This is a genomic window from Daejeonella sp., assembly GCF_046590655.1.
Lineage (GTDB): Bacteria > Bacteroidota > Bacteroidia > Sphingobacteriales > Sphingobacteriaceae > Daejeonella.
Genome location: NZ_JBKJUM010000113.1, coordinates 1 through 24,512, shown reverse-complemented (window position 1 = coordinate 24,512; position 24,512 = coordinate 1). Strand labels below are relative to the sequence as shown.

18 protein-coding genes are annotated in these 24,512 nt (G+C 41.3%); 16 read left to right on the top strand and 2 right to left on the bottom strand.

What is annotated here, in order from left to right:
* The 7 genes from ACLL8Z_RS11090 to ACLL8Z_RS11060 form a co-directional block, all read left to right on the top strand.
* Nucleotides 1–494 (top strand): DUF6807 family protein (locus ACLL8Z_RS11090; RefSeq protein WP_411274854.1); only part of this gene is annotated, 494 nt, incomplete at its 5' end.
* A 136-nt stretch (nt 495–630) separates the two neighbouring features.
* On the top strand, nt 631–2,001 hold the full coding sequence (locus ACLL8Z_RS11085; RefSeq protein ID WP_411274853.1) for a dipeptidase: 1,371 nt from the start codon (nt 631–633) through the stop codon (nt 1,999–2,001).
* A gap of 156 nt (nt 2,002–2,157) precedes the next feature.
* Complete coding sequence (locus ACLL8Z_RS11080) at nt 2,158–3,192, top strand: Gfo/Idh/MocA family protein (protein WP_411274852.1); 1,035 nt, start codon at nt 2,158–2,160, stop codon at nt 3,190–3,192.
* Nucleotides 3,193–3,430: 238 nt separating this feature from the next.
* Nucleotides 3,431–4,711, top strand: coding sequence for an alpha/beta hydrolase family protein (locus ACLL8Z_RS11075; RefSeq protein ID WP_411274851.1), 1,281 nt, complete (start codon nt 3,431–3,433; stop codon nt 4,709–4,711).
* An 87-nt stretch (nt 4,712–4,798) separates the two neighbouring features.
* Nucleotides 4,799–5,995: an alpha/beta hydrolase family protein gene (locus ACLL8Z_RS11070; protein ID WP_411274850.1), complete on the top strand. Its 1,197-nt coding sequence runs from the start codon at nt 4,799–4,801 to the stop codon at nt 5,993–5,995.
* A 201-nt stretch (nt 5,996–6,196) separates the two neighbouring features.
* Nucleotides 6,197–7,198, top strand: coding sequence for an amidohydrolase family protein (locus tag ACLL8Z_RS11065; protein ID WP_411274849.1), 1,002 nt, complete (start codon nt 6,197–6,199; stop codon nt 7,196–7,198).
* Between the two features lie 62 nt (nt 7,199–7,260).
* Complete coding sequence (locus tag ACLL8Z_RS11060) at nt 7,261–8,595, top strand: MFS transporter (protein WP_411274848.1); 1,335 nt, start codon at nt 7,261–7,263, stop codon at nt 8,593–8,595.
* Nucleotides 8,596–8,643: 48 nt separating this feature from the next.
* Here the strand turns inward: ACLL8Z_RS11060 and ACLL8Z_RS11055 are convergent, their stop codons facing one another.
* Nucleotides 8,644–9,387 carry a DUF2490 domain-containing protein gene (locus ACLL8Z_RS11055; protein WP_411274847.1) on the bottom strand — a complete coding sequence of 248 codons (744 nt, stop codon included), beginning with the start codon at nt 9,385–9,387 and terminating at the stop codon, nt 8,644–8,646.
* Between the two features lie 322 nt (nt 9,388–9,709).
* Between ACLL8Z_RS11055 and ACLL8Z_RS11050 the strand changes: the two genes are divergently transcribed.
* The 5 genes from ACLL8Z_RS11050 (at nt 9,710) to nagA (ending at nt 17,083) form a co-directional block, all read left to right on the top strand.
* A complete protein-coding gene (locus ACLL8Z_RS11050; RefSeq protein WP_411274846.1) occupies nt 9,710–11,809 on the top strand; it encodes an alpha/beta hydrolase family protein in 2,100 nt (699 codons plus the stop codon).
* 13 nt (nt 11,810–11,822) lie between these two features.
* Entirely contained in the window at nt 11,823–13,250 is a 1,428-nt protein-coding gene (locus tag ACLL8Z_RS11045; RefSeq protein ID WP_411274845.1) for a Gfo/Idh/MocA family protein, read from the top strand.
* A 66-nt stretch (nt 13,251–13,316) separates the two neighbouring features.
* The gene (locus tag ACLL8Z_RS11040) at nt 13,317–14,072 is read left to right on the top strand and encodes a glucosamine-6-phosphate deaminase (RefSeq protein WP_411274844.1); all 756 of its coding nucleotides are present in this window, start codon (nt 13,317–13,319) and stop codon (nt 14,070–14,072) included.
* Between the two features lie 286 nt (nt 14,073–14,358).
* On the top strand, nt 14,359–15,813 hold the full coding sequence (locus ACLL8Z_RS11035) for an FG-GAP repeat domain-containing protein (RefSeq protein WP_411274843.1): 1,455 nt from the start codon (nt 14,359–14,361) through the stop codon (nt 15,811–15,813).
* Nucleotides 15,814–15,862: 49 nt separating this feature from the next.
* The gene (nagA, locus tag ACLL8Z_RS11030) at nt 15,863–17,083 is read left to right on the top strand and encodes an N-acetylglucosamine-6-phosphate deacetylase (protein ID WP_411274842.1); all 1,221 of its coding nucleotides are present in this window, start codon (nt 15,863–15,865) and stop codon (nt 17,081–17,083) included.
* 16 nt (nt 17,084–17,099) lie between these two features.
* Here the strand turns inward: nagA and ACLL8Z_RS11025 are convergent, their stop codons facing one another.
* Entirely contained in the window at nt 17,100–18,113 is a 1,014-nt protein-coding gene (locus tag ACLL8Z_RS11025; protein ID WP_411274841.1) for a LacI family DNA-binding transcriptional regulator, read from the bottom strand.
* Nucleotides 18,114–18,383: 270 nt separating this feature from the next.
* On the opposite strand from ACLL8Z_RS11025, the gene secA reads away from it, so the two are divergent.
* Genes secA through ACLL8Z_RS11005 form a run of 4 tightly spaced genes read left to right on the top strand, consistent with a single transcriptional unit; the run spans nt 18,384 to nt 24,245 of the window.
* Entirely contained in the window at nt 18,384–21,680 is a 3,297-nt protein-coding gene (gene secA / locus ACLL8Z_RS11020) for a preprotein translocase subunit SecA (RefSeq protein WP_411274840.1), read from the top strand.
* Nucleotides 21,681–21,683: 3 nt separating this feature from the next.
* Nucleotides 21,684–22,091, top strand: a complete 408-nt coding sequence (locus tag ACLL8Z_RS11015) for an SPOR domain-containing protein (RefSeq protein WP_411274839.1) — start codon at nt 21,684–21,686, stop codon at nt 22,089–22,091.
* Nucleotides 22,091–23,275, top strand: coding sequence for a M20 metallopeptidase family protein (locus tag ACLL8Z_RS11010; RefSeq protein WP_411274838.1), 1,185 nt, complete (start codon nt 22,091–22,093; stop codon nt 23,273–23,275). The genes ACLL8Z_RS11015 and ACLL8Z_RS11010 overlap by 1 nt, the downstream gene beginning before the upstream one ends.
* Before the next feature lie 28 nt (nt 23,276–23,303).
* On the top strand, nt 23,304–24,245 hold the full coding sequence (locus ACLL8Z_RS11005) for a hypothetical protein (protein WP_411274837.1): 942 nt from the start codon (nt 23,304–23,306) through the stop codon (nt 24,243–24,245).
* The last annotated feature ends 267 nt before the right edge of the window (nt 24,246–24,512 follow it).

Sequence of the window (24,512 nt, the reverse complement as noted above, 5' to 3'; positions counted from 1 at the left end):
CAGTCACCATGAAGGATACAAAAGAGGGTAGTTTCGGTATTCGTGTTGCGCGTCAGCTCGAATTGCCTTCTAAGGAGGATGTGGTATTAACTGAAGCAAATGGCGGGACAACAACAGTAAAAAAGATGTCCAATGAAGGGGTAACCGGCAACTATAAAAGCAGTGAAGGGGTAACTGGGGAAGCGATTTGGGGCAAGCGTGCGAGATGGATGGATCTTTATGGCAGCATAGGAGATGAAAAAATCTCACTCGTCATTGCCGACCATCCTAAAAATCTAAGCTATCCCACCTACTGGCACGCCCGTGGCTACGGACTATTTGCAGCAAACCCGTTTGGTGTGAAGGATTTTACTCAGGGGAAACAGGAATTGAACTATGTCATTCCTGCTGGTAAATCATTGACATTAAGATACCGCATTATTATTAATTCAGGTACCCATCTGAGCGATGCCCAGATCAATGCTTATACCGATGAATTTGCAGCTAAGTATTAATTAAAATAAAAGAACAATCCCGCAACCCGGGATTGTTCCCGTTTATGGCAATTTGAAACTTCGGGATTGAAGCCGCTTTAATTCCAGCAGCCGGGTCCAGCTCTTCAGGGCATCAATCATTAAACCTAAGTGTATCATGAAAAATAAACGCAGAGATTTTCTAAAAATATCGGGTCTGGCTGGATTGACACTTGCCAGCGAAGGTGTTTTTGGAGGTATTTCCTCACATTCAAACAATTTTGATGGATCTGGATTAGATCCTGTCCTGAACGCTGATAAAATACAACAGCATCAGCAACGTGTCAATGAACAGATTAAGTTGGACTTCGAAAAGGCCAGGAGTATATTAAACCCAAGTCAAAAACAGCTTGATCATGGAATAGAGTTGCATAAAAACTCTTTGGTAATTGATGTTTACGGCTTTATGCCGCGGGCCTCTAATGACGGTGCTTTGCTTAGTGCAGCAATAACTTCTAAAGCTTCCCAGTTGGAAATTCAGGATATGCAGGAAGATATGTCTATGAGCCGTTTCGTCATTGATAAAAAGGAAAGGGACGAATTTCAAAATGCATGGAAAGCTTCAGGGGTAACATGCGTGATCCAGAATGCGGGTGAAGAAGGCAATGATGTGAAACGATTGCTAAAGCGTCTTGCGCATTTCACGTATACAACCGATATGATGAGGGATTTTGTTGGTAAGGCGGTTAGTCCGGAAGATATTATTCAGGCTAAAAAGGAAAATAGACATGCTCTTTATTTTTCAGGAAATGGTATTCCTTTACCTCAGGACTGGATTTCTGTCGAAGATGAATTACGGTATATCCGCATTTTCTTTCAATTGGGAATCCGAATGATGCATCTTACATACAATCGCAGAAATGTGATTGGCGATGGTTGTGCAGAATTGGCAAATGGCGGACTTAGTGATTTTGGCCGTTCTGTTGTAAGGGAGATGAACAGGGTGGGAGTAATTGTCGATATTGCTCATTCAGGATGGCAGACAAGTCTCGAAGCTGCACAGCTTTCCCAAAGACCAATGGTAGCAAGTCACAGCACTGTTGCCTCCGTAAACCATCATATCCGGTCAAAACCGGACAATGTAATTCGTGCGATTGCAGACACTGGCGGATATATAGGAATTTGCTGTATACCAAGATTTCTAGGGGAGACAGGAGACATTGCTGCAATGATGAAGCATATCGATTATGTTGTTAAGAAATTCGGCAGCGATCATGTGGCAATAGGAACAGACATCTCATATACTTCTCAATTTGCCAGGGAAGAAAACAGGAAAATCCCTTCTTACCCTCAGGGCAGAACCCGATGGGAAGCACTTTGGCCTGTTGATAATTTTAAGGAAAGCCCTGAAATGGTGCAAAGTATGTCCTGGACCAATTGGCCTCTTTTTACTGTTGGGATGGTTCAAATGGGGTATCCGGATGATGTCATTCAGAATATTTTAGCGGGAAATGCCCTGAGAGTAGCGAAGGCAGTGCTGGCTGTGTAATTGCAATATATGTTGGATACTCATCAGGGAAAGTGTGAAAGCTGCACTTAAATATCTGGAAAGACTAAGTGTGACCTAGGAATAGTGGTCTTGCTATGCGATTCAGGATTTAAGTACGGCGATCATAAGAGCCATTAAGAGATTATTTAGAAAAATATGAAAAGATGGAATTTTGGTGTAATTGGAACCGGTATGATTGCCGACGTTCATGCAAAGGCAATACAAAACTTAGATAGTGGTCGTCTGGCAGGCGTTTGCAGCTCTGATCCAGCTAAGGCGAATGTATTTGCTAAAAAGTACAATTGCAAGGCTTTTACAAACTATACAGAAATGCTTGCGTCGGATGAAATAGAAATTGTAACCATCGCAACGCCAAGCGGAAATCATATGGAGCCAGCTGTGGAGGCAGCGCGGCAGGGAAAACACGTGTTATGCGAGAAACCAATGGAAATATCTCTTGAACGCATAGATAAAATGATTGCTGCACATGCGAAAGCCGGCACTTATCTGGGGGGAATTTTCAATTACCGTTATAATGACACGGTGGCCTTGCTAAAAAAAGAGATTGATAAAGGCCGTTTCGGCAGAATCAGTTATATATCTGTTCATGTACCCTGGTGGCGAAGTGATGAATATTATAATAGCAAGTGGCGGGGAACATGGGCGCTTGATGGCGGTGGAGCCTTAATGAACCAATCAATTCACATGATAGATCTCCTTCAATACCTTGCGGGGCCTATCGAATCATTGCAAGCTTATATAGCAACAATAGGACATACAATCGAAGTAGAGGATACGGCAACCGCTGTTCTGAGATTTAAGAATCAGGCATTGGGCGGGATTTACGGATCTACGGCCTCATTTCCAGGCATGTTTCGCCGGATAGAAATTACCGGAACTAAGGGAACTGTAATTCTGGTGGATAATGCCATTCAGACATGGCAGTTCGCTGACCAAAATGAGCAGGATGTGCAAATTTTTAAATCATTCAAAGAATTTGAAGGCCAGGGTGGGGCCTCAGATCCATCGGCTATATCCTATTTATCCCACAAAAAAAATATTGAGGCATTTATCGAATCTATAGAAGCTGGAAGACCTTTTGAAATTAATGGAACCGAAGCCCGCAAAGCTGTAGAAATTGTGCTGGCAATTTATGCCTCAGCGAAAGAAGGAAAGCAGTTTTCATTTTAATTTTAAGGGGGTTTTACCTTATAGTTTCAGCTTAAATTTTTGATTAGCCGTTTGAGCAAAAACTTCATACATTCCGGTAACGTTCTCGCTATTTTTTTGACTAATTCATTGTGAAACAGCTGAAATAGCTACTATATTGCTGTATGATCATTTGGTGTTAGTACAGATAAGCAATACTCAGACTTTAAAAAAAATTATAGTCAAAACAACATATAACTGTATCTAAAAACAATAATAAATGAAAAATAATCGTCGAAACTTTCTAAAGATAGCAGGAATTACAGGGATTGGTGTTGCAGGGGCTGGTGTATTAAATGGATTAACGAACGCAAAGGACTTATCTGTGCCTTCTTCTGAAATTGAAAGCACAGATGAAAGCAAGCAAAGCATCATTGGTTTATATGGACCCTGGGCATATTCTTTAATTGAAAATAAAATACCCGCTTTTTCTTTCCGCAATGATAAATGGCAGAATGTTGAAAGATGGAGAGAAGTTGCAAAGCAGCGGCTGCTCGAAAAACTGGCAATTCCGGATATCGGCGGTGTACCTAAGGTGACCGTTAAAAAGCAGTACAAATATGATGGTTTACATATGGAAGAACTTAGCTGGCAATTGCCCTATGGCCGACCGACAGAGGCGATCTTACTAAAACCCGAAAATGCCAGTGGACCTTTGCCGGCCATTCTTGCGTTTCATGATCATGGTGCCAATAAGTACATGGGCAAAACCAAAATTACGAGGACTTCTGACAATCGTCACCCAGTTATTGTATCCCATCAAAAGGAATATTACAGCGATCTTGCCTGGGCAAATGAAATTGCCAAACGTGGTTATGTCGTTTTAGTTTCTGATGCTTTTTTGTTTGCAAGCCGAAGAGTGATGCTTGAGGATGTTCCGGCCCAGTTGAGGAAAGGCCTGAATGATGAAAATCCTGAAGATCCCAATAATATTAAAGCTTACAATACCTGGGCTGGAGAACATGAGCACGTAATGGCTAAATCCCTGTTCAGCGCCGGAACTACCTGGCCGGGAGTTTTTTTAGCTGAAGACCAGAAAGCCCTTGATGTACTATGCGCCCGTCCTGATGTTGATGCCAGCCGGGTTGGGTGCGGTGGATTATCAGGAGGAGGTATCCGTACAGTATTTATGGGAGGTGTTGATCCCCGGATTAAATGTGCTGTATGCATGGGATTCATGACAAATTGGAAAGACTTAATTCTTAATAAATCATACACTCATACCTGGATGACTTATGTTCCCGGAACTCCTAATGATTTGGATTTCCCGGAAATATTGGGACTGCGTGCGCCTCTTCCAACCTTGGTTCTAAATAACATAGACGATGGCTTATTTACTCTTTCAGAAATGAAAGCGTCGGATACCGTACTGGCTGCAGTTTATAAGAAAGCTGGTGCAGAAAAAAATTATAAGTGCAGCTTTCACCCCGGGCCTCATAAGTTTGATAAGAAGATGCAGGATGAGGCATTTGAATGGTTCGATAAATGGCTTAAAGGCTAATTGAAGCATTTAATTTGATCATTTTATATAAGGTTCGCTATCTGAGTCTTTGATAAATTAGCTTACAATTCACAAATATTTTTATATATGAAGCCAACAAAGAACATTCTTTTTATTGTATTTGCCTTGATTTTTTCTTTTGAATCTTCTGTTTCTCAAGACAAGATCTATCAAAAGAAATCTGAATCTATGCTTTGCGTAGGCAATCATTGGACTGAGGAGGAAGGGAAATCGTTTCTTGGTCAGATGAGGCAGTCATATACAACATCTGCAGCCTGGAAAAATCGCGCAAAACAGATAAGAGAACATATTTTGAAAGGTGCCGGCCTGGAAAAGTACCCTAATAAAGGCCCACTTAATCCTATTATGGGCGAAAAACGCGTTTTCGACGGTTATCAGGTACAAAATATTGCTTTTGAAAGTTTGCCAGGAGTGTATGTTACAGGAAGTCTATACACTCCGATAAATGCCAAGAAGAACCTGCCGGGGATCTTAAGCGTGGAAGGACATTGGCCTAAACCTGATGATTATGGAAGGTACCGACCAGAAGCACAAAAACGTCATGCAAGTATGGCACGAATGGGTGCAATGGTTTGGGCTTATGATATAGTGGGGTATGGTCAACTGGAAGAATTTGGATGGGTCCATAAACACCCGGAGTCTTTAAAGTTACAACTATGGAACAACATACGTGGGATCGATTTCTTGCTTATGATGGGAGCTGACCCTAAAAAGATCGCCATCACAGGCCCCTCTGGAGGCGGTACCCAAACTATTTTACTTACTGCCGTTGATGACCGTATAGCTGTGTCCGCTCCTGTAGTTATGGTATCCGCCCATTTTTTTGGTGGATGTGTTTGCGAAAGTGGCATGCCCATACATAAAAGCAGAAATTTTCAAACTAATAACGTAGAAATTGCGGCTCTTGCCGCTCCGCGCCCATTACTATTGGTTTCAGTGGGTGGCGACTGGACAAAAAACAATCCTACAGTGGAATACCCGCATACAAAATATATCTACAATTTACTTAAGAAACCAAATTTGGTAGAAAATGTACATCTACCAAAGGAATTCCATGGCTATGATGATAATAAGCGCATTGCGGTTTATCCTTTCCTTGCTAAACATTTGGGGCTGGATCTTAGGAAAGCCATAAATCCTGATGGAAGTCTAAATGAAAAAATGATTGTGATAGAGAATCAAAAAGCGCTCTATTCATTTAATGATAAGCATCCTTTTCCAGCCACTGGTATTAGAAAAAATGATGATGTGGTGTGGGAATAAATGACATGTTAAAGTAGCTTTTCTCATAAATAAAATAAGCACTGTATACTCGATAACACAATGAAATATTTTAGAAGATATAAAATCCTGAGCCTGCTTCCTCTGGCAGTTTTTTCCCAGCAATGTACACAAACCACAGCTTTGAAATCTGTCAGTGAAAAACCGGATTCTATATATTATAAAGTAGAGGATTTTGCATCTGTGGAAAAAATTGACGCTCATATGCATGTCCAGTCCGATGCTGATACCGTTTTTATAAAACAAGGAGAAGTTGATAATTTTCGCTTTCTGAATTTAAATGTATATAAAGAGTCTGGCAAGCCGATCCAAAGGCAACAGGAATTTGCAATCCATATGACCGAAGCATTTCCTGGCCGGATGGCATGGGGAACAACTTTTTCACTTGAAAATTTCAACAATGATGGATGGCAGCAAGAGGCCATTGAATATATAAAAAACTCCGTCTCTAAAGGGGCAATAGCTGTTAAAGTTTGGAAGAATGTTGGATTTTTTCTGAAAGATAAACAGGGCAAATTGGTTATGATAGATAACCCACGGTTTGATCCTGTACTTGATTATCTTGCTAAGAACCATATCCCTTTAATTGGACATCTAGGGGAGCATAAAAACTCCTGGTTGCCATTAGAAAAAATGACTGTAAATGGAAATAGAGATTATGCTCGTGCTCACCCTGAAGAGCATATGTATTTACATCCTGAACGGCCATCTTATGAAGATTACATCAATGCAAGAGACCATATGCTTGAAAAGCATCCGGATTTAATATTTATAGGGGCGCATTTGGGAAGTCTGGAATGGAGTGTAGATGAGTTGGCTAAACGGCTGGATAAATATCCCAATATGGCTGTTGACATGGCAGAAAGAATTTCTCACCTTCAGTATCAAACTTTAACAGATTGGCAAAAAGTGCATGATTTTTTTATAAAATACCAGGACAGACTTTTATATGGTACAGATCTTAGAAGTTCTGCTATGGATATTGTAAATAAGGGGATAAAGGAGCCCTCAGGAATAAAAAAACATAGCCATGAGGTTTGGCTTCGCCACTGGCGATTTTTTACAACAGATGAAAAAATGACTGTCCCTAAAGTGGAAGGAGAATTTAAAGGCTTAAAATTACCAAGAGAAGTTATTGATAAAATTTATCGTAAAAATGCCGAAAAGTGGTTACCTGGAATTTAAAAGTTTAGGGCAATAGACATTCTTTGAAATAAAATCAAGCAACATTTTAAACCTTATTCTCAATGGAAAATAACATCAGTATAAAAGCGGACGATGAAAAAATTGTAGCGGAGTCGGCATCTAAAATTGGAAATTACCGATGGTTCATTGCATTTCTTTTATTTGCCGCTACTACCATAAATTATATCGACCGGCAAATTTTTGGTTTGCTGAAACCTGAGTTGGAGGTAGTTTTTAACTGGACTGAAACTGATTACAGCAGGATTGTTATGGCATTTACAGCCTGCTATGCCCTGGGTCAATTATTCTACGGAAAAGTAATTGATAAAATAGGAACCAAACTTGGCTATACTATTTCGGTTACTGTGTGGAGTATTTCTGCTATGTTTCACGCTGCTGTTAGCAGCACCCTGGGTTTTGGAGTAGTTAGGGCATTTCTTGGATTAGGCGAATCCGGTAATTATCCGGCGGGGGTTAAAACAGTTGCAGAATGGTTCCCTAAAAAGGAAAGAGCTTTAGCCATTGGCATATTAGATTCCGGCTCTAATATTGGGGCCTGTGTAGGTCCGATATTGGTTCCATGGCTGTTGGCTGTATACGGCTGGCAAGCCGCCTTTCTCATCACAGGCTCTTTAGGATTTTTCTGGTTAATTCTCTGGCGCATATTTTATTTTACGCCAGCAAAGCAAAAAAGATTAAGTAAAGCTGAATTCGAATATATCCACAGCGATGAAGGTGACCAGGCAGAAGAATATACAGGGAACGTAAGTTGGGGTCAACTGTTAAGATTAAGACAGACCTGGGCCTTTATTGCGGGTAAATTCTTTACAGACCCAATATGGTTCTTCTTTTTGTTCTGGCTTCCATCCTATTTTACAACCTACTTTAATCTTAATTTGAAGGAGCCAAGCTTACCGCTTGTCATAGTTTATGGCGGCACCATGATCGGTAGTATCGGGGGAGGTTATTTGTCATCATGGCTGATTCAAAAGGGACAACCTGTTTATAAAGCACGGAAAATAGCATTACTGGTAGCTGCATTTTGTGTAATTCCAATCGTGGCCACAAGATATACTACGGATATGTGGTTTGTAGTAGCGTTAATAAGCCTTTCTGTTGCTGCTAACCAGGCATGGAGTGCTAATATATTTGCTATAGTTCCGGATATGTTTCCAAAGAAGGCAATAAGCTCTGTTGTAGGATTGGGAGGTATGGCTGGTGCAATTGGCAGCGTGCTTTTTCCTCTTTTTATAGGGTTTATCCTGGATTACTATAAAAATACAGGAAATATAATAGCGGGTTATAATATTATTTTCCTCGTTTGCGGAAGCTCATTTTTGATCGCCTGGATCATAATACATTTCTTAACGCCAAAGATGGATAAGGTTAAACTTTGATACCATAAAGAATAATATCAATCGGGAAATAATACTTACATAATAAGTCTACAACCCCTGTTTGATTGTCTGGTTTTTGTTCCCCATTTTATGATTAATGGAAAAACTAGCGATATTACGATTGAAAAACTCGTTACCGGAACTTCGCTGCTGAAAAATATTTATATATCCCAACTCTATGGCAATATCCTTATATATCTGATAATTTAATCCTGTATAGAAACGATTTTGATCAAACGTGTTATAAACGATATGCTTACTTGCATTTATAAAGACTCCATCACTTGCTTTGAATGTAAGTGAACGAAACTTATTTTTTGATTTAAGTAAGTTATACTCAAAAGAAAATGTGTAAGATAACCTTTCGATAAATTTATATCCTTCAATCAATGTATCATTCATGCTCTTTTTTATAAAGCGTTCTTCCATTCTGTAGCGATGGCCAAGACTAAATCCATTGAATTTTTGCTTGTAGTTTAAATCCTGATTTATCCTTATTTCAGGTACTACTAAGTTGCTTAAAGAAGAGGGGTCGCCTGGATGGGTAAGCACATAAGAAGTGCCTCCAGCCACAGTCCAATCATGGCCTAAATTATAATTGGCCTGAGTCCTTAACAAGAGCTGATTTTGTTTGATTGGTTTTATAAAGCTGCGTTCCTGTACGTCGCTCATGATGGACCATTTTGTGGAAATTTGAAATGTGCTGCTTAAGCTGAATAATGAAAATGTTTGTTTGTTTATTTTTTTGCCAACAGTTTGTGCCGACAAGCCAAATGATAAAAACAATAGCATTGAATTCAAAAAATAATTACGCAGGATAAACATTAGTATACGGATTAAAACAATAGAGTTGAGTGAGAGAACAACACTTTGGGTATTATCAATTCAAGATAACTACAAAAAGAAGAAATAATTATTTAAACTGCGGCAACGTTATCGGTTACGTTATCGCAGTTTAATTCAGCCAATTCATTTAATTCAACTGAAATTGTATGTAGCTTTCGTTCAGCGTTGTGTTTATTCCAATTCGAGGAATTTATGATGAATAATTTTAATAGCTGGATGCAAAAAACTACAGGGCTCATATTATCAATCATGAGATGAACAGGAAATAATGGACAGAAAACTACATGATATGATAAGATTGATTTTTGTTTTAGCGTTATTTTTAACCATTGATGTTCATGCTGCGGTAGTGGGGAGATTTAATTCTGTAAATTCTTCCGTAAGGGATAATTTGGTTTCAGACAGCCTGCCACTTGTATTGACGAACCACCGTGCCGACTTGGTTGAAAACAGGTTAAGAAATCAGGCGGTTTTAAGATTCGCAGCACAACAAATACCTGATAACCTGCAGGATTTAGATAAATACCGGACCCGGCTTAAAAATAGCATTATTCAGAAAACCGGACTTATCGTAAACCCTAAGCTCCCGCTGAATATAAAGGAAACGGGTTCAATTCAGATGAAGGGCTATAAAATTAAAAATATTGCATTCCAGACACTTCCGGGAGTATATGCAACAGCTAATTTGTTTATCCCAGATGGTAAAGGACCCTATCCTGCAGTGATAAATATGCTGGGCCATTGGCGAAAAGGTAAAAGTGAAAAGGACGGTCCGCAGCCACTTGGACATACTCTTGCTTTGAATGGTTATGTATGCCTGACCATTGACCCATGGGGAGCCGGAGAAAGAACTTCAGAACATGGAGTGTTTGAGTATCATGGAGGCAATCTTGGAGCTTCTCTACTTAATATTGGCGAGTCTTTAATCGGAGTTCAGATCTCTGATAATATACGGGGAGTTGATCTTCTGTGTTCATTGCCCTATGTAGATCCAGAAAACATTGGAGCAACGGGAGCGAGTGGAGGTGGGAATCAAACCATGTGGCTGGCTGCTATTGATGAACGTATTAAAGCTGCAGTGCCTGTAGTCAGTATCGGTACCTTTGAATCGTATATTATGCGGTCCAATTGCGTATGCGAGCTGTTAAATGACGGTCTCACCCTGACTGAAGAAGCAGGAGTCCTCTCACTTATTGCCCCAAGAGCGTTAAAAATGTGTAACCATAAACAGGATGCAGCACCTTCTTTTTTTCCTCTTGAGATGCAGCGAACATTCGATAATACTAGGCCGGTTTATAAAATGCTTGGTGCAGAAAATAATTTAAGCTCCCAGGTGATTGATAGAACCCACGGCTATTGGTCTGAAGACCGAGAAGTTATGTTAGGATGGTTCGATCTTCACTTAAAGGGTATCGGTACTGGAGCTCCTAAAAAGGAACTGCCTTTCGAGCTCCTCCCTGATGAAAAACTATATGTTTACCCCATCGGCAAGCGGGATCCGCTCATCACCACCACTCCAGCTTATAGTCAGAGACGCGGAAATGAATTACGGGCTGCATTTCTGAATGCAGCCGCCGTTAATGTTTCTGAGAAGCAGAAAGAGTTACGAAGCATTTTACGGATCAATGAGCAATCGGTCCTGCGCAAAGTACATCAATATCCAAGCCTTGGAGGCTGGGACCGCATGGCTTTAGAGAGTTCGGATGATAAGCTGATCCCAGTACTACACATGGCTCCTTCCGTTCCATCAATGGGTTATATCCTCATAAGTAACCCTGCCGGCAAGAAAGCTATTTCGTTTGAACAGATAAATGAATTGAAGAAGAAGGGACAGGGCATTGTAATTGTTGATTTGTCCGGCACTGGTGAGGTCTCCTCAAATAAAGAAAATTCGGGCAACAGGAGTATGGTACTCCATACCCAGTCGCGCTCTGAGTTATGGCTTGGAAAAACCATTTTAGGTGAGTGGGTAAAAGAGCTGGGCATAGTTTCCGAATTTCTTCGGTCAAACTACCGGGCTCAGAATATAAGCCTCGACGGCACTAAAGAGTCGGGACTTGCCGGCTTATTTTTGGCAGCTTTAGGAGGGCGTGTGGATGATATTGTTCTCCGGGATGCACCATTGAGTTATTTATCAGATACCGGCAGTTCAGTTGACTTTTTCAGTATGGGCATTCACCTTCCAGGATTCTTAAATTGGGGAGATGTGTCGCTCGTAGCCGCCCTGAGTGGAAAAAACATCGAAATAATTAACCCGGTAAGTATGTCGGGTTCCAAAATAAGTGGAAGCCGCCTGGAAGAATACCAGACGGAGTTTGCTAAATTAAGGACCCTTACCAGGCAAGAGGGTAAAACTATTTTTTATTAATTTATATAAGCAAATGAAGAACAATCGCAGGGCCTTTTTAAAACTTGCCGGAATAGCTGGTCTCGGAATGACCGGGTCCGGTTTAATTCCAGCGTATGCCAGCCCAGAGGATACAGGCCGGTTCTTTCCGGGGCATAACCTGGAAAAAAACCATATTCAAAAGTTTAACATGTCCGGCTATGCCGCTCCCAAGCTGGAAACAGTGCGCGTAGGTTTTATAGGTACGGGAAATCGAGGAACGGGAGCTGTAGTCAGGATGAGTAAAATTGGAGGCGTAGAAATAAAAGCAATAGCTGATTTACGACCTGAGAAGGCCAATGCGGCCAAAAAAAGAATTGAGGCATCTGGTCAGAATCCCAGGATTTACAGCGGGAACACAGAGGAGTGGAAAAAAGTATGTGAACGTGAGGATATTGACCTGATTTACATCGCAACTCCATGGGAATTGCACACTCCTATGGCTGTTTATGCTATGAATAATGGAAAACATGTTTGTGTGGAAGTGCCTGCCGCTACTTCTGTGGAAGAATGCTGGCAGCTGGTAGAAACTTCTGAACGGACCCGTAAACATTGTATGATGCTCGAAAACTGTTGCTATGACTTTTTTGAGCTGCTCACTCTTAATATGGCACGTCAGGGTTTCTTTGGAGAGATTGTCCATGCTGAAGGAGCGTATATCCATGATCTTCTTGAAGGGGATTTTTCAAAAGAAAAATACTACAATCAATGGCGCCTTAGAATGGACGCAAGCAGAAAGGGTAACCTATATCCCACGCATGGTCTGGGTCCAGTATGTCAGGTAATGAATATCAATCGGGGTGATAAGATGGATTTCCTGGTTTCGGTATCCTCCAATGATTTCATGATGGGAGAACATGCTAAAATGCTTGCCACTACTGATGATTTCTATAAGCAATTTGTAGATAAGCCTTTCAATGGTAATATGAATACAACTACCATCCGGACAAACAAAGGAAAGACGATCATGGTACAGCATGATGTAACCTCTCCCCGTCCGTATTCCAGAATTCATCTGGTAAGCGGCACGAAGGGAACTGCTCAAAAATACCCGCTGCCTGGCCGTATTTCTACCGGCCATGAAGGCTGGCTTTCAGAAGAGCAATTTAAAGCACTGGAGGAAAAATATACTCCTCCAATCATTAAGAAAGTGGGCGAACTCGCTAAACAGGTTGGTGGTCACGGCGGAATGGACTTTTTAATGGATTGGCGTACCATAGATTGTCTTCGCAACGGCCTACCTCTGGATCAGAATGTATATGATGCTGCCTTGTGGAGTTCTGTATTCCCTTTAAGTGAGTGGTCTGTTAATAATCGTTCGAACTCTGTTGAAGTACCTGATTTTACGGCAGGATCATGGAAGAAAAATGAACCTGTCGACCTGAGTATGGCTAAAGGTGGAAATACACAGGTGAAGATATAATCTGCAAGCGAGTTCACGTACTATTATTGCTTAAACCAATTTTAAAACAGAATTAATTATTTTTAAATGGAATTATTTATAAAAAACGAACCTATCGAGCTAGGTGAATCTGCCGGGAAAGCTGCCGCTGATTTAATCAGAACTACTATTGCGAATAAGGGCAGTGCCAACATTATTCTGGCAACTGGATCAAGCCAGTTTGAAACGTTAAAACAATTAATTGTAGAAAAGGATATCGACTGGAGTAAGGTTAACATGTTTCATCTGGATGAATATATAGGCCTGCCCGAAACTTCCGGTGCTAGTTTCAGAAAATATCTGAAAGAAAGATTCCTAAGCAAAGTTCCGGCATTAAAGGCTGTTTATCTGGTGGATGGTGAAGCAGATCCTGTAAAAGAATGTAACCGTTTGAGTACCATTATTGAGGCAAATCCTATTGATGTTGCTCTTGTGGGCATTGGAGAAAATGGTCACCTTGCTTTTAACGACCCGCCAGCAGATTTTGATACAAAAGAGCCCTTTATCATCGTGGATTTGGATGAAGCCTGCCGTAAGCAACAATTTAATGAAGGCTGGTTTAAATCAGTTGATGAAGTGCCAAAGCAGGCCATAAGTATGTCAATTAGCCAGATTTGTAAATCTAAGCACATTATTTGTTCTGTTCCTGATGGTCGGAAGGCACAAGCAGTAAGAGATTGCCTGGAACAACCTATAAGCAATAGGTATCCTGCAAGTATATTACAACTCCATCCAAGCTGCTCTTATTATTTAGATAATTCCTCTTCCAGCTTACTATCTGCCCAGGTTGATATAAAGAATTAAGAAAGAGATTGATTCGAGGATGGAATAATGGCATAGACTGGAAGAGATGCTATCTTTCAGTCTATGCTAGACAACCAGTGGCAGTGGCGTTTGAATTTAATCTTGTCACACCTCGTTAAGCTCCTTGTTAAAACGGCATATAATTATAACAGACATGTTAAAACGATTTCCTGCAAATAATAGGTCAGTCCTATTGTTCCTGGTTTTTTTAGTTTTTTGTGTTGGGATTTATATGCTTGGCAGAACCACAGATAGACGGGGTCATAGTCAAATTGATTCTTCCTTGATGCCATCTGAACCGGCTGCCCAGAACATGATTGTACAAGGCAAAGTCCTGGCTGCAAAGCATTGCAGTTCCTGTCATGTCCTGCCGGATCCATCGCTGCTTGATAAAGAAAATTGGCCGTCAGCCCTTGCTATGATGGCACCACGCCTTGGAATATTTTACCATAAGGAACAGTCATATCCGATCTTTACGGATATTGACCAAAGCTTTTATCCATCCAACCCTGCTATGAATTCGTTAGAATGGCAGAATATTATCGATTACTATACTACACTGGCACCGGCGGCATTAACTCCTGCAGTTAAAAAGCCTGTTAAAAGGGATCTTCCATTCTTTTCATTGGAATTACCGTCTCCCTTATTTTACAGAAGAGGAAATACCGCCTCTCTGGTTAAGGTTGACACCTCAGTAAAACCCCATCGACTGCTGGTTAACCGGTCAAGTTCAAATACACTTTTTCTGCTCGGTGATAAACTGCAATTACTAGATTCACTGGTAAATAATGGCCCTCTTGTTGACATCGATATTTCCGGAAATGATTATCTAATCACCAGGATCGGAACTAACCTTTTCGGGGATAATTCCAGAAATGGCGATTTAACACCTCTTAAAATCAGCAGTAAAGGGAAAATGAGTCCTGGCCTTGAGCCATTATTTCAAAATTTAGCTAGACCAGTTCAAGTTCAGTCTTCTGATCTTAACGGAGACCTGCGAAAAGACTATCTTATTTGCGAATTCGGCAACGTTAAGGGTTCCTTGTTTTGGTTGGAAAATAAGGGGGAGAAACAATTTTTGCGTCATGACATCAGAGCTTTTCCTGGTGCAACCAAAGCACATATTGAAGACTACAATCAAGACGGCAAGCCTGACATCTGGGTGCAATTCTCGCAAGGGGAAGAAGGTATCTTTTTATTTACCAATAAAGGGAATGGCTTATTTACAGAAAAACAGGTACTACAATTACCCCCTTCTTATGGTTCGTCTTCATTTGAAATAAACGACTTTGATAAGGATGGATTTCCTGATATTCTGTATACATGCGGTGACCGCGGTGATGGGATAAATCAGGTGAAGCCCTATCATGGCGTATATGTTTTTATGAATAACGGAAAGAATGCATTTAGTAAGCAATATTTCTATCCAATTAATGGGTGTATTAAAGCTATGGCGAAGGATTTTGATAAAGATGGAGATCTGGATATCGCAGCAATTGGTTTTTTTACAGATAACCAGCAGCCCGAAGAAGGTTTTACATTCCTTAGGAATAATGGGAATCTAAATTTTGACGCGTATTCCTTACCCCAGCAGGCCAACTTCTACAGGGCAACCACAATGGATGTAGCCGATATTGATTCGGATGGCAGGCAGGATATAATCCTGGGTCATGGATTTATTGGAACGAAAGCCACAGACGAGATAAAACCGCTCTTCCTGGTGTTAATGAATCGTTTTTAAGTTCAGGATAATTTTTTTGGCGAGCGTAAAAGTAATATAACTTATGAGCATGAAGACACAAAAAATAAAAATATTCAACGGTAAAATCTTAACCCCTTACCGCATGATTCCTAATGGCTCAGTGCTAATAACCGGAGACAAAATCACGGCAGTAAAAGAAGGAAATATTGATATAAGTGATGCGGTTGAAATCGATGCAAAAGGGAATTTTATTGCTCCCGGTTTTATCGATATCCATGTACATGGGGGTGGAGGCCATGATTTTATGGATGGCAGCGAAAATGCATTTCTAAAAGCTGCTGAAATCCACGCCCGGTACGGCACAACGTCAATGTCACCAACAACACTGACGTCTGAAAAGGAAGATCTGATGAAGACATTGGAATTATACGAATCAGCGGATCGAAACAATATAAATGGTGCGCAATTCATTGGTATGCACCTGGAAGGCCCTTACTTCGCTATGAGTCAGCGGGGTGCCCAGGATCCCCGGTATATCCGTGATCCTGATCCTGAAGAATACATGGATGTTCTGGCCCGCACAAACGTAGTGAGGCGATGGAGCGCAGCGCCAGAACTTAAAGGTGCTCTCCCTTTCGCAAAATATCTTCGTTCCAAAGGAATTCTGGCTGCATTAGCGCATACCGATGCAATATATGAGGAAGTGTTGGAAGGATTTGAAAATGGTTATACATTGGCTACGCACCTGTATTCAGGCATGTCAGGTGTTACCCGCAGAAATGCCTATCGTTATGCCGGAGTAATTGAGAGTGCGTATATTATTGATGAAATGGATGTAGAAATTATTGCTGATGGCGTTCATCTTCCTGCACCGCTTTTAAAGCTTATCTATAAAATTAAAGGTCCGGATAGAATTGCGTTGATAACGGATGCAATGAGGGGAGCTGGTATGCCCGAAGGTGAGAGTGTATTAGGAAATATGAATACCGGTTTGAAAGTTATCATCGAAGACGGGGTAGCAAAACTTCCAGATCGGACTTCATTTGCAGGAAGCGTCGCTACTACCGACCGTTTAGTCAGAAATATGATTAATTTGGCCGATGTCCCTCTTCTGGATGCAGTTAGAATGATGAGCACAACACCTGCCAGAATTATGAACATATCGGATAGAAAGGGTTCACTTATTGAGGGAAAAGATGCCGATATCGTAATTTTTGATCGAAATATCAATATTCAAAAAACGATCATCAAAGGCAGGCTGGTTTATTCCCTTAGTCCTATTCGAGATGAAAGTGCGATAAGCGAATGATAGAGTTGATCAGCACTTAATTTCTCCTTGTGGACTCCCTGGCAATAAGTGTTCCTGGCAAGATCACCTCATTTGGATGGAAATATTTTTTGTTGATATGTTTTAAAAGCAATTCACAGCCCGTTTTTCCGATGTTAAATGCAGGCTCGGCAATTGTCGATAAGGAAGGTGAAACAAGTGTGCAGATAGGATCATCCGTAAAACCGATCACGCCTATTTCTTTTCCTATTGCAATTTTCTTTTTTTTCAGTGCGACCATAGCACCTATTGCCTTCCTGTCATTTACCGCAAAAATTGCATCCGGCCTTTGTTCACATTCCAAAAGCTGGAAAGTATCAGCTTCTCCGCAACTCTGGTCAAAACCGGAATGTATTATCCATTCTTTTGAGGATAATAGGTGATATTTTTTCAGTGCATCCAGGTATCCGTTCAGCCTTTTCTCCGTAAAGTCTAATCCTTTCGGACCTGCAATATGAGCAATCTTAGAATAACCATTCTGAATCAAATGTTCTACAGCCTCAAATGCTCCGTTATAATCGTCCTGCATAACTTTCGAAGTTTCAATTTTACTGGCAACCCGGTCAATGAAAACTATAGGAGTTCCTTCATCAATTATTTCCTGGAAATGGCTGCATGAATCCGAGTTAGAAGAAACTGATACCAGTAAGCCATCCAGCCTGGAAAGTGATAAGTTCTGGATGATTGACAATTCCCGCTCAGATGAGTCATTGGTAATGTATAAAATGATATTATAGTTGTTGTTGTAGGCTACCTCTTGAATTCCGGTGATGACCGTTGAAAAGTAGTAGTTTGTGATGAATGGAAGTACTACACCTATGTTATGTGTGCTCCCCTGAGCTAAACCTGTTGCGTTGAAATTAGGTTTATAATTTAATTCCGTAGCAAGTTTGAGAATTTTCTCTTTTGTCTCTTTATTGACGTCATATGTATCTCTTAATGCTCTTGAAACGGTCGATACCGATACGTTCAGAATTTTTGCAATATCTTTTATCGTGACAACGTGACCCATAGTGTACAGATAGTATTGATCATTGGTAGCACAATATAATAATTTTACTTTGCGAGCGAGAAGAATAAACTCTGATTACACCCTGCTACTGATTTTATTTTTTTTGCCGGGCTGCGCTCGCCATGAAACACCAGCATCCTATGAATCATACCATCCTATGAATCCTATTTATTTTAATCGTAATTTTGCCCTCCTAATTATGCCATTCTGACTTCAAATCCCCATGGCGTAGTTGTTGTACAAGCATGATTTCAATACTACAAAATACATATGTTAGCTATTCTAAATAAACTTTTCGGAAGCAAATCTGATCGCGATATAAAGATAATTCAGCCTATAGTTGAAAAAACAAAGGAAGAATACGCCAAATTATCTGTTTTAAGCAATGATGAATTAAGGCAGAAGACCATAGAATTTAAGGCGCGGATTGCAGAATTCCTAACGCCTATTGACAAGGAGATAGCAGATGTACGCTTAAAAGCCGATGCAGCAGACCTCCCGATAAATGAAAAGACAGTTATTTATGACGAGCTGGATAAGCTCCAAAAGGATCGTGATAAAGAACTTGAGAAAGTGCTGATGGAAATCCTTCCAGAAGCTTTTGCAGTGATGAAAGATACTGCACGCAGGTTTACTGAACATAAAACTTTGGAGGTTACAGCAACGCAGGCCGACAGGGAGCTTGCTGCCAGGAAACAGAATGTAGTAATACAAGGGGATAAAGCGATACATCATAACACATGGCTGGCCGCCGGAACGGAAGTAACCTGGAATATGATCCATTACGATGTTCAGCTTATAGGTGGTGTTGTTCTTCACCAGGGCAAGATCGCCGAGATGGCTACGGGTGAAGGAAAGACACTTGTTGGTACGCTCCCGGCATACTTAAATGCACTTTCAGGACAAGGTGTTCACATCGTTACGGTGAATGATTACCTGGCACGACGTGACTCCGAGTGGAATGGGCCGTTGTTTGAATTCCACGGACTTACAGTAGATTGTATCGATAAGCATCAGCCAAACTCCGAGGAGCGTCGCAGGGCTTATGCTGCAGATATTACTTTCGGAACGAACAACGAGTTTGGTTTCGATTACCTGCGTGACAATATGACATTGAACCCGGAAAGTCTCGTTCAGCGTAAACTACATTTTGCGATGGTGGATGAGGTCGATTCAGTCCTGATTGATGATGCCCGTACACCATTAATTATTTCGGGCCCGATTCCCCGGGGCGACGAGCATGAATTCTATGAATTAAAGCCACGTATCGAGCGACTGGTTACCGCACAAAAGAATTTTATTGTTGATGTGCTTAATCAGGCAAAAAGGTCTATCAATGCCGGACAGGCAGGTCCGCAGGATGGTGGTTTAGCATTGCTTCGTGCATATCGCGGTTTGCCAAAAAGCAAGGCTCTGATCAAATTCCTGAGTGAGCCAGGCATGAAACAGGTGCTCACCAGGTCGGAGCATCATTACATGGAAAACCAGAATAAAGAGATGCCTACCGTTGATACAGAACTTTTCTTTGTGATCGATGAAAAAAATAACCAGGTAGAATTAACTGAGAAGGGTATTGAACTCATCACCACTTCAGGAGAGGATCCGAATTTCTTCGTGATGCCGGATGTAGGTACTGAGATTGCCGATCTCGAAAAATCAGCGCTTTCTACGGATGAAAAGATCGCGAAGAAGGATGAGCTGATGCGCGATTTCTCAATTAAATCTGAGCGCATCCATTCAATAAATCAATTGCTTAAAGCCTATACTTTATTTGAGGTTGATGTCGAGTATATTGTTGATGAAGGCAAAATTAAGCTTGTTGATGAGCAAACGGGTCGTATTATGGACGGGCGACGTTATTCTGACGGCCTTCACCAGGCGATCGAAGCTAAAGAAAACGTAAAAGTAGAAGACGCTACGCAAACCTACGCAACAATCACCCTGCAGAACTTCTTTAGAATGTACCATAAACTTTGTGGTATGACCGGTACAGCTACTACAGAAGCAGGTGAGCTTTGGACCATTTATAAACTTGACGTTGTGGAGATTCCGACCAACGTAAAAGGCCAGCGTACCGATCACGAGGATATGGTATACCGTACCGTTCGTGAGAAATACAACGCTGTAGCGGATGAAATTACAAAACTAACACAAGCCGGCAGGCCGGTTCTTGTGGGTACAACTTCAGTCGAGATCTCTGAGCTATTAAGCCGGATGCTGAAATTGAGAGGTATCAAACATAATGTACTGAATGCCAAACTTCACCAGAAGGAAGCGGATATTGTTGCAGAAGCCGGGCAGGCAGGAACTGTAACTATTGCTACAAACATGGCGGGTCGTGGTACGGATATTAAGCTTGGTGCAGGTGTTAAAGATTCGGGCGGTTTGGCTATTGTTGGTACTGAGCGTCATGAATCGCGTCGTGTCGACAGGCAGTTGCGTGGCCGTGCAGGTCGTCAGGGTGACCCGGGTTCAAGCCAGTTTTTTGTTTCCCTCGAAGATAATCTGATGCGTTTATTCGGATCTGAAAGGATCTCAGGCATCATGGTGAGAATGGGAATTGAAGAGGGCGAGGTTATCCAGCATTCAATGATTACCAAATCCATCGAGCGTGCGCAGCGTAAGGTTGAAGAAAATAACTTCGGTGTACGTAAGCGCTTGCTGGAGTATGATGACGTTATGAATTCACAGCGTTCTGTAATTTATGCAAAACGTAAAAATGCATTATTTGGAGAACGTCTGGACGTTGATTTGAACAACACTATTTTTGACGTTGTTGAAGATATCGCTACAGAGTACAAAGAGGATAATAATTTCGAAGGATTCCAGTTGGAGATCATTCGGATCTTCTCTGTCGATCCTGAAATTACAGACAAGCAATTTGCAGAACAAAATGCCCATAAACTTACCGACAATGTGTTTGCAAAGATCGAGGATTTCTACCATCGCAAGCTTCAAGCAGTAGCTCAACAAACACTTCCTGTATTGACGGATGTACTTAAAGAAAGAGGCGATCATATTGAAAATATAATAGTTCCTTTCTCTGATGGACTTAGACAGGTTCAGGTATCAACAAATCTTAAAAAAGCTGTTGAGACCAATGGCTTTGAGGTGTTCAAGGCATTCGAAAAAACAGTAGTACTAGCGCTTATAGATGAAGCATGGAAAGAGCATTTACGTGAGATGGACGAACTGAAGCAATCCGTACAGAATGCCGTCTACGAACAAAAGGATCCATTGATTGTATACAAAATGGAAGCCTTTAATATGTTTAAGCAAATGCTAGCCACTGTAAATAAGGATATTGTAAACTTCCTTTTCAGGGGGAACATTCCAACACAGGACCCGGAACAGGTTCGCGAGGCTCGTCCGCAGCCCCGCCAGGATATGAGTAAACTGAAAGTATCTAAACCTGAACTTTCTCAAAACGGCGTTCCGGTTGACGATACCAGAGAATTGCAAAAGGCGCGCCCTATCCGCGTGGAGCAAAAGATCGGCAGAAACGACCAATGCCCTTGTGGAAGCGGTAAGAAATATAAAAACTGTCACGGAGTAGGAGTAGATTAATTAATGGGCAAGAAGCTGATTATAGGTTTATTGTTAAGTTTATTTTTAGCACAGTATGCTGAAGCTCAGGAAAAGGGCAGGGTGATTGTGATAAAAGATCCCCAGATTGATAGCCTCATCGCAAAACGTCTGGCGCTGAGCAGGGCATCAACCAGTGGAAATTCCGTGACAATTTTGGGATTCCGGGTGCAGATATTTTCAGGCCTTGCCAGAGAAGACGCTTATATTGTGCAGACGAAATTTAAATCGCTTTACCCGAACATTACCAGCTATGTTAGCTATACCCAGCCAAATTACAGGGTTAGAGTGGGCGACTTCCGCACCATGCTGGAAGCACAGAAATTTATGAACAGTCTGCAAAAACAGTACTCCTCACTCTTTATTTTTGCTGAAAGAATAAATCCCCGATAATGCTTAAAGACAAAATAAGCCGCCTGGCCCAGGGCATTCACGCAGAAGTTGTTGGTAATCGCAGGCATTTACACGCCCATCCAGAATTATCGTTTCAAGAGTATGAAACTTCTGCTTTTGTAAAATCTAAACTCGATGAGCTCGGGATCAGCTATCAAAGCATGGCAGATACCGGCATCGTTGCACTTATCACAGGATCTAAGCCATCTGATTCGGTCGTAGCATTGCGCGCTGACATGGACGCATTACCTATTCTTGAAGCGAATGATGTTCCATACCGCTCCACAAAGGAAGGCGTGATGCACGCGTGCGGACATGATGTTCATACTTCTTCACTGCTTGGTACAGCAAAGATTCTCACTGAACTAAAGGATGAATTTGCCGGGACGGTTAAGTTAATATTTCAACCTGCCGAAGAGCGTCTGCCTGGAGGGGCTAACCTGATGATCAAAGAAGGTGTTCTTGAAAATCCGAAACCTCAGGCTGTCATAGGCCAGCATGTTATGCCACTCATAGAGTCTGGTAAAGTTGGTTTTCGGGCTGGTAAATACATGGCATCTACAGATGAAATTTATGTTACGGTACATGGTAAGGGGGGGCACGGCGCACAGCCGCAACAGAATATCGATCCGGTTCTGATTACATCGCATATAATAATTGCACTTCAATCTATTGTCAGCCGTGTGGCTGATCCCAAAATACCTTCTGTTCTTTCTTTTGGGAAAGTTCTTGCCAATGGCGCCACAAACGTCATCCCCAACGAGGTAAAGCTTGAAGGAACTTTCAGAACCATGGATGAAGAATGGAGAAGCAAGGCTCATGAAAAAATGAAGAAAATGGCTGAAGGTATAGCTGAGGCTATGGGTGGAAGCTGCGATTTCAATATTATGCGAGGCTATCCTTTCCTGATCAACGAAGAAAAGCTTACAGCAAAAACCCGCGCCTATGCAGAAGAATATTTAGGGAAAGAAAACGTTCTTGACCTTGATATCTGGATGGCAGCTGAAGATTTTGCCTATTACTCTCAGGCTGCAGACGCTTGTTTTTACAGACTCGGCACGGGCAATGAAGTAAAGGGGATTACATCATCCGTTCACACCCCGACTTTTGATGTTGATGAAGATTCACTCAAATTAAGCACAGGCTTAATGACCTACATTGCTCTAAAGCAATTGGGCAACTAGATTGCGGCATACCGCATGTACTAATACTATGAAGAAGCGTATCTTAATCGTCACACTGATACTTACAAGCATTACGGGTTTCAGTCAGGACATACCTCGTTTTAATCCAGATACAGTTTGGACAATAAATATCGATTCAGCGATAACCATTCAGTCGACACGCCTTACTGTGGAGACATTCATTAATGAAGTGATAAATGATACCAGTTTTTATAAGGCATTCAGCAGTATGAAGCAGTATTCGTTCACTGCTGAAAACAATGTTTTCACTTACGATAAGAAAAATAAAGTTGAAGGCAGCATATACCGCAGGATCTTTCATAACAACAACGGACCTTATAAAATGCAGTTCCTTGAAAAGCGTGACCAAGGAAAGGTTTATAAAAAGAACGGTAAATATTCACTATACACTGTGGAGATGTTTGACTATATCTTCATGAATGCCTATAACTCTGATTTTACTCCTTCAGAAGATTTTGGCGGGACAAAGGAGAGCAACGAATCTTACAAGAATAAGCTAAAAACCCTCATATTCAGTCCGGGCCGTCCGGTAAAAGGTATCCCCTTCATCAGTAATAAAACTGCCATTTTCACTTCAAATATGCGCCAGTATTATGATTACACTTTTTTCCGGGGTACTTATCTTGATTCAATTCCTGTTTACATCTTTAAGGTAAAGATCAAACCGGGGCTGTCAAACTGGACTCAGGATGGCATCATGATAAAGGAGTTGGTTACAACCTTTGACATGCGTAATTTCCAGATCCTCGGACGCTCTGTGGATATGAAATATGATAACCTGGCTTTTGATTTTGACGTAAAGATGAATATTGAGCTGGGCTATTTCGGTGAAGATAAAACTCTTTTGCCAACCAAGATTAGCTATCAGGGGAATTGGGATATTCCTCTCAAAAAGGAAGAAAGAGCTAGCTTTTTGATTTTGCATAAAGGGTATAAATTGGGGAATTAGGAAATAAGACGATCAGCAAATTAGCAAATTTGGATGCTCGGTTCAAAAGAGCAGTGCATATTAATAGTGACAGATATGTCGACCTAAATTGCTCATGTGCTCATTTTCTAATTTGCTCATCACTAGTGTCTGGTAAAAAGATTTTGCTTTTCGACCCCGAAGGTGGTCACATGTGTCAGAAATTTTCACATACGACCACCTTCGGGGTCGGGAAAAGGGCTAGAATTAATTCTTCTATAAACATCTGACCACCTTCGGGGTCAAGCC

Excerpts from the sequence above, each read along its gene's own strand:
- ACLL8Z_RS11085 (WP_411274853.1), top strand. The coding sequence starts at position 631 with ATGAAAAATAAACGCAGAGATTTTCTAAAAATATCGGGTCTGGCTGGA.
- ACLL8Z_RS11080 (WP_411274852.1), top strand. The coding sequence starts at position 2,158 with ATGAAAAGATGGAATTTTGGTGTAATTGGAACCGGTATGATTGCCGAC.
- ACLL8Z_RS11075 (WP_411274851.1), top strand. The coding sequence starts at position 3,431 with ATGAAAAATAATCGTCGAAACTTTCTAAAGATAGCAGGAATTACAGGG.
- ACLL8Z_RS11070 (WP_411274850.1), top strand. The coding sequence starts at position 4,799 with ATGAAGCCAACAAAGAACATTCTTTTTATTGTATTTGCCTTGATTTTT.
- ACLL8Z_RS11060 (WP_411274848.1), top strand. The coding sequence starts at position 7,261 with ATGGAAAATAACATCAGTATAAAAGCGGACGATGAAAAAATTGTAGCG.
- ACLL8Z_RS11055 (WP_411274847.1), bottom strand. The coding sequence starts at position 9,387 with ATGCTATTGTTTTTATCATTTGGCTTGTCGGCACAAACTGTTGGCAAA.
- ACLL8Z_RS11050 (WP_411274846.1), top strand. The coding sequence starts at position 9,710 with ATGGACAGAAAACTACATGATATGATAAGATTGATTTTTGTTTTAGCG.
- ACLL8Z_RS11045 (WP_411274845.1), top strand. The coding sequence starts at position 11,823 with ATGAAGAACAATCGCAGGGCCTTTTTAAAACTTGCCGGAATAGCTGGT.
- ACLL8Z_RS11040 (WP_411274844.1), top strand. The coding sequence starts at position 13,317 with ATGGAATTATTTATAAAAAACGAACCTATCGAGCTAGGTGAATCTGCC.
- ACLL8Z_RS11035 (WP_411274843.1), top strand. The coding sequence starts at position 14,359 with ATGCCATCTGAACCGGCTGCCCAGAACATGATTGTACAAGGCAAAGTC.
- nagA (WP_411274842.1), top strand. The coding sequence starts at position 15,863 with ATGAAGACACAAAAAATAAAAATATTCAACGGTAAAATCTTAACCCCT.
- ACLL8Z_RS11025 (WP_411274841.1), bottom strand. The coding sequence starts at position 18,113 with ATGGGTCACGTTGTCACGATAAAAGATATTGCAAAAATTCTGAACGTA.
- secA (WP_411274840.1), top strand. The coding sequence starts at position 18,384 with ATGTTAGCTATTCTAAATAAACTTTTCGGAAGCAAATCTGATCGCGAT.
- ACLL8Z_RS11015 (WP_411274839.1), top strand. The coding sequence starts at position 21,684 with ATGGGCAAGAAGCTGATTATAGGTTTATTGTTAAGTTTATTTTTAGCA.
- ACLL8Z_RS11010 (WP_411274838.1), top strand. The coding sequence starts at position 22,091 with ATGCTTAAAGACAAAATAAGCCGCCTGGCCCAGGGCATTCACGCAGAA.
- ACLL8Z_RS11005 (WP_411274837.1), top strand. The coding sequence starts at position 23,304 with ATGAAGAAGCGTATCTTAATCGTCACACTGATACTTACAAGCATTACG.